Origin of the sequence: Lacrimispora sphenoides (assembly GCF_900105215.1) — a bacterium.
Taxonomy (GTDB): domain Bacteria; phylum Bacillota; class Clostridia; order Lachnospirales; family Lachnospiraceae; genus Lacrimispora; species Lacrimispora sphenoides_A.
In genome coordinates this window covers 2,482,501-2,494,293 of record NZ_FOIP01000001.1, presented here as the reverse complement: position 1 = coordinate 2,494,293, position 11,793 = coordinate 2,482,501, and the positions used below count along the sequence as shown (strand labels likewise).

Here is an 11,793-nt window from a genome sequence, read left to right as displayed (position 1 = left end):
ATTAGTTGTTGTAGCAATTATTGCACTTGCAACAATTGCACACATAACTATTATATCGTGATTCTTTGAATTGTCAATGGATTTTATAGTACCCTTTCTAAAAAATGAAGGCAGACTGGCACTATATTACGCTCCTCTGTCTGGTTTACTATTGCCATAGCATTCACAAATCAGAGGTTTTTTAAAGAAGCCGGATAAAGCAAATCAAAGAGCTATCAAAACTTGCAGCATCATTTCCCAATAATTTTATTCATAAAACTAAGAATCCCTCTCAGACAATGACTTTGTCCGAGAGGGATTTTTCAGATATTTTCATTTTTTATTGGTATATTTACAAGTTGGATCATATAATTATACTGGCAGGTACAAACTGCTGGCAATCGTGTATAGGGTGGTAGGCCTCGATTCTACATAGAATGGAGGTGTTGCACATGAAGAATTTTGACTTTAAGGACTTAATGTCTTTTGGTATGTTCCTTCTAGCACTGCTGACATTCGTCATTATGACATGTCGCTAAATGCAAAAGACCTTCCCTGTACTTTGGCCGGTCGGGAAAGTCTTTGCTTTTCTAATTAGCCAACCACCCTGTGGCGATTGCCTTTCTTTATTATATTATACATACTCTTTAAAATATTACAAGTACAAAATTTTATTTTAAAATCTTTGTAACTACTTCCTGTTTTAAGCTGTATAAAGACTGAAATTACAAAAAGCGATAACCTTATTAAATTAAGGCTTTCGCTACAAATAAAAAAGCGTGAGACTGAACTCGAACTGATGTGCCCCCTTAAAGTAAGACTTTATAGCGTAGTAGTTTTAACTACTACGCTATTTCTTTATGCAGCTTAAAGACCAAGCAAATCAGCATATGCCACTTTTTTCTCTTGTCCAAAGGTCATGATTCCCCCTGCAGTGGAATGTTTTGCAGCAGTTTATGAATTCAACCTCACTCACCTCTTATCAACTATTTACTCTTAGCCTGTTCTATGCAGTCCTTTACCGCAGTCTTGATTGCATCACTGGTCACCGTAGCAGAGGCAACCGCATCTACCTCCCAGGTTAGCTCCTCCACAATTTTGGCGGGCAATTCTTCAATCGCTCTGTCGCCAAAGCCAACGGTTTCATTGTGATCGGTTACTTTTACAGAAAGGATGGAATCCTGATCAAATTCCACATCCACCTCCACATCACCGGCATAGCCTTCGGCGGCAGCCGTATAAGTTCCGGCTTTATAGGTATCCGTGGAACCGCCGCATCCGGCGAGAAGTGCCAGTATACACAATGCTGCAGCTATCGCTAAAGTCATTTTTTTCATTGTTCATTTCCTCCGTTTCCCTTTTTCTGATTCTGTTTTTGAAATACCTGTCCTCCCACACCGTAAGGCAGACATACGGGAACAGCCAGAACAGGATGACGAATCACCGCCGCCTCCACATCGAAAACCTCCCGGAGCGTCTGAGGTGTAATCACATTCTCCGGCGAACCGGCGCTATGCTTTTTTCCAGCCTTGATTGCCACTAAATAATCGGAAAACATAATGGCGTGATTCAGGTCATGGAGAACCATAACCACAGTAACACTCTGTTCCTCATTTAATTTCCGCAAAAGCTGTAGGATTTCCAACTGGTGCGAAATATCCAGATATGTAGTTGGCTCATCCAAAAACAGGAGATCTGTTTTTTGCGCTAATGCCATGGCAATCCACCCCCGCTGCCGTTGTCCGCCAGAAAGCTGATCCATTTCCCGGTCGGCAAGCTCTGTCATGCTTGTACTGGACAGCGCCCATCGGATGATTTCCTGATCTTTTGATGTAAGTCCTGACAGTTTGGTGCGGTGAGGAAACCGCCCGTATTCCACTAAGTCGCTCACAGTGATACCGGCAGGCGTCTGGGCGCCCTGGGGAAGGAGCGCCAGCTTTTGTGCCACCAGCTTGGTTGGCATACTGTGAATGGGCTGACCTTCCAGATAGACTGCTCCGCCGGACGGCACGATAAGGCGGGACATGGTTTTCAAAATGGTTGATTTACCAGAGCCATTGGAGCCAATTAACGTTGTTATCTTCCCAGCGGGTATGTCAATATCCATATCGCGGAAAACCGAAATGCCGTTATATCCGGCGGACAATTTATCCGCTGTAATACATGATTGCACGATTTTTTCACCTCCTTATGCCTGCCTGCGAAGCAGAATGAGAAAATAGGGGGCGGCCAGAACGGAAATCACGATTCCAACCGGTATTTCAATGACTCCAAAAAGAGAACGCCCTATGGTATCCGCAAAAAGCAGGAGTAATCCCCCAAGCAACATGGATACAGGCAAGAGCACATGGTGCCTTCCGCCTACAAATTTTCTTGCTATATGGGGGGCAACCAACCCGATAAAGCCGATTCCGCCGCTGACGGAAATGCAGCTGGCTGCCAATGCCACTGCCACCATCAATAAGATTCTTCGTTCCCTCTCCACGCGAACCCCCAATGCAAGGGATGCTTCTTCTCCCAAAAGCAGTAAGTCCAAAATACCAGCTTTCGCAAGAAGCAGCGGAATCAGAATTAGCAAATAAGGAAGCAGTGCCTTCACCTGATACCAGCTGGTGCCCCAGATATTGCCTGCCAGCCATCTGGCAACCAGCTGATAACTGCTGTTTTCCATGTCGGCAGCCATAATCAGCATCAGGGACGAAAAACCGGCCGAAATACCAATGCCGCCAAGCAAGAGATAAGACGGAATGATCTTCCCCTTTCTTTTGGAAAATCCGTATAGCATGCCCGCTGCCAATAACCCACCCGCCATGGCAAAAAGCGGCTGATAAACCATGGTGCTAATATGCAGGGTGGGAAAAAAAGTCAAAAACAGCATTACTGTAAATCCAGCTCCCGCATTGATTCCCAATACCCCCGGATCAGCCAGTGGATTTTCTGTCACCGCCTGCAATGTGCTGCCGGACAGTGCCAATCCCATTCCACATAAGACGGCAAGAATAATGCGGGGTAGGCGAATTTTCAATAGAGTTACGGATGCATCCGGGGCGCCCGGATGGAGCAGGCTTGCAGTTACGTTTGAATAAGGGATATTTGTATAGCCGCAGTTGATTGATAGCAGGATGGCCCCGATTACCGCTAACAGGAGAACCAATGGTACTAACTTTTGCCTGTGTTTCTTTTTCATAAAACTGCTCCTTTCTTCCGGTACGTCAGCACCAGAAAGAACGGAACGCCAATGGCCGATACCGGCGCACCTACCGGCGTGTCAAAAGGAGCGTTAATGGAACGTGCAGCGATATCCGCCAGCACAAGCAGTATTGCTCCCAACAGGGCGGATACCGGCAAAAGCCTACGATAATCCTCACCGGCAAGGAATCGTGCAATGTGCGGCACGATCAGCCCCAGGAATGAGATTCCGCCAACCAAGGATACGCTGGCCCCCGCCAAAATCAACACCACTCCGATGCCGGTCAGACGAACAGCCCATATGTTTACACCGAGTCCCGCTGCACTTTCCTCTCCCAGGGCAAGCACCGATAACCTTCCAGAAAGAATCTGGCTGATAAGCCCTGCACCCGCGATCCACGGAGCGGTCAGGAGTAGGCTCTGCCATGTAATGCCCGATAAGCTCCCAGCCGTCCAAAACGACAGTGATTTTGAAAGTCCGAAGGTGATGGAAATCCCCTGACTCAATGCAGTTAACAGGGCGGAAACAGCACTTCCTGCCAAGATGAGCCGAATAGATCCGGATTTATGCTTGCCGATTCCTATCCCATATACCAGCAACACGGCTAGTGCCGCTCCTATAAAGGCGAAAAGCATCGTAACAAGGCTTGACAAGGACGGCAAAAGGACTGCGGTTAGAGCGACGAAAAATCCAGCCCCCGCATTGACTCCTAAAAGCCCGGCATCTGCCAAAGGATTCCTTGTCACACCCTGCATCACGCCGCCTGCAAGGGCAAAGCCCGCCCCGGTAAAGCAGGCGGCCAATGCTCTGGGCATACGCATCTCCAGCATAATTCTTCCTATGTCGGAAGATGCTGCAGGATGAAAAAGCGTATCTATTAAAATACAAATATTCCCACCTGCCACACCGACGCTGGCTGAGAACAGGAGAGAGAGCAACAACGCACACCCCATCAAAACAAGAGCGAAAACAAAGCCTGTTTTGGTCCGAAGCCATCGCACAAGCATAGGCGCAGGGCTTGCCAGGGCCCTGGGATTATTCAACATTGCTGCGGTTGAGGATAGCGTTTGCCAGTTTTTCCATGTACAGCAGTTTGCCGTTTGCTGTATATGCCATATTATATTGCGCCTCATTCTTACCGAAATATACATTTCCAGCCTTTACTGCTTTTAGATTCTGCCAAACAGGGCTGTTTCCTGTATCTCCAATCTGGCCGTCATCACTGAAAAAGAAGATGTGATCCGCATCAATTTTTGAAAAGTACTCCGCATCAACTACTTCTCCCCAGACCTCCTCCGGAACTCCCGAGGAAGGTGCCAGCTTCAATTCATCGTATATCAGTTCCCCCGGGCCTCCGGTCCGATAAACATAGTAGGAACCGAAATGCACTGAATTGGCTTCCACAACAGCAAAGGTTTCCTCGCCAACCGTTTCCTTAACCTTTGCGGAAAGCTCAGCGGCCTTTGCGTCATAATCAGCAAGCCACTGTGTCACAGTGTCCTCTTTCCCAAACCACTGTCCTAACTGCTGAAAGCGTCCCCGCCAGTTGACATAGCTGATGTCATCGTTAATCATCACCGTGGGGGCGATACCCTTAAGCTGTTCATATACCTTGTCATGCCGGATATTCATAATAATAAGATCCGGTTTTATCTCAGCAATTTTTTCAAGGTTCAAATCACCCGATGCGGCGGCTCCGGAATAGTTGCCAACGATTTCAATCTTGTTATTGGTGAAATACTCCTGTAGATAGTCCGGAACGGTTATGCCATCATACATACTGGTGTTGGCTGATGCAATAAATGGCATGTCCAAAATGATTAGTTCATCTGCTAGACCGGAAACGTCCACAATACGCTGCGGATTAGCGGGTATTTCAACTTGACCTTTCATGTCTTCAACCGTTATGGTATCGCCAGTTTGACCTGCTGCTTCTGCAGTCTGGGCGGAAGGTGTTGATTCTGATGTTTGTGAGTGATCTACCGCTGGCGAGCATGCGGCCAGTGCCGTCATCAGCATAAGACAAATTGGAATCATAAGTCGTTTCTTCACTTTTAACCTCCTCGTATAAATAGTCATTTTAGTTAGACATAGCTAACCCTGATAAGTATACAAAAAGTCCGGCTTACCTTCTGCCCTTAGGCGGAGCTTTTCTGCCCCTTAGCGGAATTGTATGGGGCAGTCGTATTCTTGCAGTACGCACTGGACATTTGTTTCAGAAAGTAACCATTGACTAGTTAGGTCAAACTAACTATAATATAATAGATTAATAAAATGTTTACTGCCCCTCGGCAGATTTTCTTTGTTCGAAGACGGACATTACAAAGGACTGATAGAATGTCATATTTACCGTTGAAATTTGAATCATCAAACATATTTCCGAAAGAAATAATTGCAATACGTCCAGATGTACATATCATGGTATCCTCTGGTATATTTTCTAATAATACAAAGAGACAATCTGGCACCACAGCTCCTGTGTTTGAACTAAGCTATACTCGAAAAAATTTCATATACGGCGAGGTTAATCGTGTGCCCGTAGAGCTTCGTCCCGGATATTCGTCGCTGGGTTTTTTAGGAGAGGCTTGCTCACAATCAGAATACAGCAGTGGCGAAGAAGTTCAGCTATACTCTATATGGGTTAGCCCATACACGTTCGATGGCTCTTGTGAAGCGGTTTATGGTAAAAGCAATATTGGGTTCCACTCTTTCCAAAAGGATACATATTCCTGCTGTGGCTTTAAAAGCGATGCCCGGGAAGAAAGCATTATAAATAAATTGGATATGTGTTTTATAAAAGAAGCGAATCAGATAAACAGACTTCTGTTAGAAAGCTATGTTTTAGAGCTGTTATCCATTAATATAGAAAGGTTGATTTGCATAGATAGCAGCAGGGAATATGAAAGCCAGCTATCCAGAGCAGATATGGATAGTTTGGCTTATGCACGTGAGATTCTTCTGAATCGGCTGGAGTCACCCCCAACATTGCTGGAATTATCCCGGATAATCCATATGAATGATTGTAAGCTAAAACGTTCTTTTAAACAATATTTTGGGAAAACCGTTTATGAGTTTATTCGGGAACAGCGGCTTGAAAAAGCGTTTGCGTTGTTAGAGCAAGGGAAACATAACGTGAGTGAATCGGCCTTTGCTGTGGGTTATACAAACGTAAGCCATTTCTCGGAGGCGTTTCAAAAGAAGTTCGGAATTCCTCCGCGCCTCCTGATAAGATAATTTGACACGAAAATAACTTTTAAAAAGCTGCTAGGTTGGCGCCAGAACAAAGGGGCTGACTTAGCTGGCACTCAATAAAGAAGTACCAAGAAGCACTCAGATTGGGTAGTCGGCAAGCGTAATGTGACAACAAAAGACGGACCATACCATTAACTGCAAGGCACGGTCTAATGTCTACCCCCTGTCTATCTCCGAAAAGACATTTTTAAATATCAAAAATAGCGAAAACCCTGATATAACCTAGGCTTCCGCTACAAATAAAAAGAGCACTCCGGTTAAAAGATATATATATTTCATGAACACTCATTTTGTTTACTTAGTTTTAAATATTCTTGAACTATTATAACGGCATTCTTGTTTAAGTCCTCATGTCCGCTCAGCTGCAGCACTTTACAAGGTAAAGAATTAGCCCACTGCATATGTGTCTTCATACACGGAGAACCATCCAAATCATATCTGGCTGAGTTATCAAGAAAACGGCAATGCCCCTCATACATATCTCCACCTTTCATGATTCTTTCTCCGAATATTTCATATTCTCTCTTATTAATCCGATCAATTCTTGTTTCGACAGATGCTGTGATATGTGCTGCCAAATCGAACAATGGAACAAATGGTACATTAAAGCTATCCATGGAACCTGCCATCACAAAGTAATTTCCTTTCGATATATCTGTCATTAACCTATTAATCTTTTCATCACGAGTATACATAACTGTGAAAGGTTTATCAGTATCTTTTCTCCATATATAATCGTCTATATCAAAATATGGAAAACCAAGCTTATTAGCGACCATTTTTCCCAATGTTGTTTTCCCGGAACCTGCTGAACCAAAAATAATAATCCCTCTTGCCATATCTTTAACCACCTTAAGAAAAAATTCTAGCTATAATTACGCTCCACTTAAAAAAATACAATCATTTTATCACACAAATAAATATCCATGCCGTTATAAAAACCGGAATATCAAGGCAGATTGTTTATGTACTGTAAATTATGTCGAGCATCAATGGCTCCATATAAGTCAACCCATAAGATACTTAAAAGAAATGGGTTCTATCCACTTCCATTTTATATCGCTTTTCCTGGCGGTTTATTAGTTTTTCCAAGCTTTGTTTTTCATACAAATCATTTTCTTTTCCTCAACACCAATATCTTTTGCAATTACATCACATTTGGTCATCAATAGGAAATAGATATTTTTATTTTCTTCACTCAAGCATTCATAGTTTGCTTGCCCTTTGGCAATTACTACATCAGCCTTTTTATAAACTTCTTTGAATGCAGGACTCGTTCGATTAAGGACAGTCCCAAGAGAACCATCCCCATTATCTATAACCTCTGCATATTCATCAATCCCTACAGAATATGCGTCTTCAGATATAGAATCATTTACCACAGGTTTCCCTCGTACTCCAAATAGCAATTTTACATTAGGATTTAGTTCTTTAATTTTTTTTAAAAAAATCTTATCCATACAGATTTCTCCACAATTATCACCTAAATATAACAAAGTTCCTGCATTTGAAATATCTTTCATTAGTGCATGTGAATCATCAATTGCTAATTCCAATTGTTCCATTTTTTCAAAGCAATCATAAATATCCTCTAATAACGTATTGTGTATAGGATTGAAGTCTATGATATTACCAACAATAGCATATCGAATTGCTGACATAAACGAATTTTCAGCCTGCTCAATCTTACTCTCAAATTCAGGTAACAATTCCATAAACAAAGTATTGTAGTAATTTCTGGTTTCTTTATATGGGTCTGGATTATTCGTATGTCTTTTTATCATTTCAAAGATTTCACCTATGATTTCTGGAGTAGTTTCATCAAAATTCATTTTGCTAAGATAAGTAAAAACTTCTCTTAATAACTCTTCCTTTGTATTAATTCCGGTGATATTTGCTACTTTAATAACTTGGTTAACAACACATGGTAAACATTTATCCTGTAATCTCATAATGATACCTCTTTCGTTTATATTTCTTATTTATCAATTTCTAATACCATAATATCGTACCGTGCACATATCAGCGTAACAAAAAGTTTCATGAATATCAAGGGATTTTCAATCTAAATACTGCTCTTGGATATATCTACAATCCACTTAAGGAAAGAGAAGCGGAACTGTATACAAGCTGCCAGACAAAAAAATAGCGGAAGTCCTTTAAAATAAAGACTTCCGCTACAAATAAAAAGAGCGCGAGACGGGACTCGAACCCGCGACCCCGACCTTGGCAAGGTCGTACTCCACCAACTGAGCCACTCGCGCATATCTCTTATTAACTTTTTCTTGAGACATATACCCTCAAAACCACACATTGCTACATATCTATTTTCATCCGTTCTTTCCTCTTACCTAAACCAACCTGGTTAAGCCCTCGACCTATTAGTGACAGTCAGCTGCACATGTTGCCATGCTTCCACCTCTGCCCTATCTACCTCGTCGTCTTCAAGGGGTCTTACTCTTGCGATGGGATATCTCATCTTGAGGGGGGCTTCACGCTTAGATGCCTTCAGCGTTTATCCCTTCCCGACTTGGCTACTCTGCCATGGCTTTGATAGCCAACAGATACACCAGAGGTCAGTCCATCCCGGTCCTCTCGTACTAAGGACAGCTCCTCTCAAATATCCTACGCCCACGCCGGATAGGGACCGAACTGTCTCACGACGTTCTGAACCCAGCTCGCGTACCGCTTTAATGGGCGAACAGCCCAACCCTTGGGACCTACTACAGCCCCAGGATGCGATGAGCCGACATCGAGGTGCCAAACCACTCCGTCGATGTGAACTCTTGGGAGTGATAAGCCTGTTATCCCCAGGGTAGCTTTTATCCGTTGAGCGATGGCAATCCCACTTTATACCACCGGATCACTAAGTCCTAGTTTCCTACCTGCTCCACCCGTCGGTGTCGCAGTCAAGCTCCCTTATGCCTTTGCACTCTTCGAATGGTTTCCGTCCATTCTGAGGGAACCTTTGAGCGCCTCCGATACCCTTTCGGAGGCGACCGCCCCAGTCAAACTCCCCGCCTGACATTGTCCCCCAGCCAGGTCATGGCTGCAGGTTAGAAATCCAATACCGCAAGGGTGGTATCCCAACATCGGCTCTGATAAGACTGGCGTCCTATCTTCACTGCCTCCCACCTATCCTGTACATGCAGTACCGAATCCCAGTATCAAGCTGGAGTAAAGCTCCATGGGGTCTTTCCGTCCTGGCGCAGGTAACCAGCATCTTCACTGGTACTTCAATTTCACCGGGTGCATTGTTGAGACAGCGCTCAAATCATTACGCCTTTCGTGCGGGTCGGAACTTACCCGACAAGGAATTTCGCTACCTTAGGACCGTTATAGTTACGGCCGCCGTTTACTGGGGCTTAAATTCAGAGCTTCGCGTTGCCGCTAACCCCTCCTCGTAACCTTCCAGCACCGGGCAGGCGTCAGCCCATATACCTCACCTTTCGGTTTTGCATAGACCTGTGTTTTTGCTAAACAGTTGCTTGAGCCTATTCTCTGCGGCCTGGTTTCCCAGGCACCCCTTATCCCGAAGTTACGGGGTCATTTTGCCGAGTTCCTTAACAATGCTTCTCCCGCCGGCCTTAGGATTCTCTCCTCATCCACCTGTGTCGGTTTACGGTACGGGCACATATTACACAATAGCGGCTTTTCTTGACAGCCCCTACGAAGACTTCCCTACTTGTGTTCGGTACGCGTCACACCTTCCTGTTGCTGGGTGGATTTGCCATTCCAGCCAGTCCAGTGCTTGCCCCGGTCTTTTCATTCCCGGGTTCTTCTTCGGTTCTGTGTCCCCACAGTTCTGATAATATGCGGTACAGGAATTTCAACCTGTTGTCCATCGACTACGTCTTTCGACCTCGCCTTAGGCCCCGACTTACCCAGAGCAGATCAGCTTTACTCTGGAAACCTTAGATATTCGGCCTGGAGGATTCTCACCTCCATCTCGCTACTCATTCCGGCATTCTCTCTTCTTAACACTCCACATCTCCTTACGGTAATGCTTCTGTGCGTTAAGAATGCTCCTCTACCAATGTATATAAATATACATTCCACAGCTTCGGTGTCGTGTTTTAGCCCCGGACATTTTCGGCGCAGGACCTCTCGACTAGTGAGCTATTACGCACTCTTTGAATGTGTGGCTGCTTCTAAGCCAACATCCTAGTTGTCTGTGAAATCCCACATCCTTTTCCACTTAACACGCACTTTGGGACCTTAGCTGGTGGTCTGGGCTCTTTCCCTTTTGACTACCCAACTTATCTCGTGCAGTCTGACTCCCGTACATCATCTGGCCGGCATTCGGAGTTTGATATTCTTTGGTAAGCTTTGACGCCCCCTAGGAAATTCAGTGCTCTACCTCCGGCAGACTAATACGAGGCTAGCCCTAAAGCTATTTCGAGGAGAACCAGCTATCTCCGGGTTCGATTGGAATTTCTCCCCTACCCACACCTCATCGCCACCCTTTTCAACGGATGTGCGTTCGGTCCTCCATTTCCTTTTACGGAAACTTCAACCTGGACATGGGTAGATCACCCGGTTTCGGGTCTACCTTTACTGACTCTACGCCCTATTAAGACTTGGTTTCCCTTCGGCTCCACACCTTAAGTGCTTAACCTTGCCAGTAACGGTAACTCGCCGGACCGTTCTACAAAAAGTACGCGGTTCCACCTTTAACGTGGTTCCACAGCTTGTAAACACAGGGTTTCAGGTTCTCTTTCACTCCCCTCCCGGGGTCCTTTTCACCTTTCCTTCACAGTACTATGCGCTATCGGTCACTAAGTAGTATTTAGCCTTGGGGGGTGGTCCCCCCGAATTCCCACAAGGTTTCTCGTGTCTCGTGGTACTTTGGATCCTGCTCGCTGACTATTGTTTTCCCATACAAGGCTTTCACTTTCTATGGCCGGTCTTTCCAGGACCGTTCTGGTAACAAATCGTCTCACTTATTGCAGTCCATAACCCCAGTATGCACGCATACTGGTTTAGGCTCCTTCCATTTCGCTCGCCGCTACTTTGGAAATCGAGTTTTCTTTCTTTTCCTCCGGGTACTTAGATGTTTCAGTTCCCCGGGTTCCCGACGTATGGCTATGTATTCACCATACGACAACTGAGGTTTGCTCAGTTGGGTTTCCCCATTCAGATATCTCCGGATCAAAGGATATTTGCTCCTCCCCGAAGCTTTTCGCAGCTTATCACGTCTTTCATCGGCTCTTAGTGCCAAGGCATCCACCCTGCGCTCTTATTAGCTTAACCAATTCGATGTTCACCTGCGGGTGCGGGCTACTTATCTAAGATACATAGCGTTGTATCTCTGGTCTTAGGTTTGTTATTTCACCGTACGTTACGGTTACTTTAACGAGTTTTGTTTGGTT

At 44.8% G+C, this 11,793-nt stretch carries 8 protein-coding genes, 1 tRNA gene and 1 rRNA gene; 1 reads left to right on the top strand and 9 read right to left on the bottom strand.

The window, feature by feature from the left end:
* Positions 1 to 965: 965 nt before the first annotated feature.
* From BMW45_RS11320 to BMW45_RS11300, 5 genes are all read right to left on the bottom strand, one after another.
* Positions 966 to 1,316, bottom strand: coding sequence for an FMN-binding protein (locus BMW45_RS11320; protein WP_092243488.1), 351 nt, complete (start codon positions 1,314 to 1,316; stop codon positions 966 to 968).
* On the bottom strand, positions 1,313 to 2,152 hold the full coding sequence (locus tag BMW45_RS11315) for an ABC transporter ATP-binding protein (protein ID WP_092243485.1): 840 nt from the start codon (positions 2,150 to 2,152) through the stop codon (positions 1,313 to 1,315). The genes BMW45_RS11320 and BMW45_RS11315 overlap by 4 nt, the downstream gene beginning before the upstream one ends.
* A 15-nt stretch (positions 2,153 to 2,167) precedes the next feature.
* Positions 2,168 to 3,166, bottom strand: a complete 999-nt coding sequence (locus BMW45_RS11310) for a FecCD family ABC transporter permease (protein WP_092243482.1) — start codon at positions 3,164 to 3,166, stop codon at positions 2,168 to 2,170.
* Entirely contained in the window at positions 3,163 to 4,122 is a 960-nt protein-coding gene (locus tag BMW45_RS11305) for a FecCD family ABC transporter permease (RefSeq protein ID WP_242883116.1), read from the bottom strand. Before BMW45_RS11305 ends, BMW45_RS11310 begins: the two co-directional genes overlap by 4 nt.
* Positions 4,123 to 4,204: 82 nt before the next feature.
* Positions 4,205 to 5,221: an ABC transporter substrate-binding protein gene (locus BMW45_RS11300; protein WP_092243480.1), complete on the bottom strand. Its 1,017-nt coding sequence runs from the start codon at positions 5,219 to 5,221 to the stop codon at positions 4,205 to 4,207.
* Between the two features lie 285 nt (positions 5,222 to 5,506).
* Here BMW45_RS11300 and BMW45_RS11295 point away from each other — a divergent pair, with 285 nt between their 5' ends.
* On the top strand, positions 5,507 to 6,403 hold the full coding sequence (locus tag BMW45_RS11295; RefSeq protein ID WP_092243477.1) for a helix-turn-helix domain-containing protein: 897 nt from the start codon (positions 5,507 to 5,509) through the stop codon (positions 6,401 to 6,403).
* Positions 6,404 to 6,696: 293 nt separating this feature from the next.
* Here the strand turns inward: BMW45_RS11295 and BMW45_RS11290 are convergent, their stop codons facing one another.
* The 4 genes from BMW45_RS11290 to BMW45_RS11275 form a co-directional block, all read right to left on the bottom strand.
* The gene (locus BMW45_RS11290) at positions 6,697 to 7,260 is read right to left on the bottom strand and encodes an AAA family ATPase (protein ID WP_092243474.1); all 564 of its coding nucleotides are present in this window, start codon (positions 7,258 to 7,260) and stop codon (positions 6,697 to 6,699) included.
* A gap of 240 nt (positions 7,261 to 7,500) precedes the next feature.
* Entirely contained in the window at positions 7,501 to 8,373 is an 873-nt protein-coding gene (locus tag BMW45_RS11285; RefSeq protein ID WP_092243471.1) for a damage-control phosphatase ARMT1 family protein, read from the bottom strand.
* Positions 8,374 to 8,612: 239 nt separating this feature from the next.
* Positions 8,613 to 8,685: transfer RNA gene (locus BMW45_RS11280), tRNA-Gly, on the bottom strand.
* 97 nt (positions 8,686 to 8,782) lie between these two features.
* Positions 8,783 to 11,674: ribosomal RNA gene (locus BMW45_RS11275) — 23S ribosomal RNA — on the bottom strand.
* Positions 11,675 to 11,793: the final 119 nt, after the last annotated feature.

Bases quoted from the DNA above. Each gene is read 5' to 3' on its own strand.
- BMW45_RS11320 (WP_092243488.1), bottom strand. From the start codon at position 1,316: ATGAAAAAAATGACTTTAGCGATAGCTGCAGCATTGTGTATACTGGCA.
- BMW45_RS11310 (WP_092243482.1), bottom strand. From the start codon at position 3,166: ATGAAAAAGAAACACAGGCAAAAGTTAGTACCATTGGTTCTCCTGTTA.
- BMW45_RS11305 (WP_242883116.1), bottom strand. From the start codon at position 4,122: ATGGGGTGTGCGTTGTTGCTCTCTCTCCTGTTCTCAGCCAGCGTCGGT.
- BMW45_RS11295 (WP_092243477.1), top strand. From the start codon at position 5,507: ATGTCATATTTACCGTTGAAATTTGAATCATCAAACATATTTCCGAAA.
- BMW45_RS11290 (WP_092243474.1), bottom strand. From the start codon at position 7,260: ATGGCAAGAGGGATTATTATTTTTGGTTCAGCAGGTTCCGGGAAAACA.
- BMW45_RS11285 (WP_092243471.1), bottom strand. From the start codon at position 8,373: ATGAGATTACAGGATAAATGTTTACCATGTGTTGTTAACCAAGTTATT.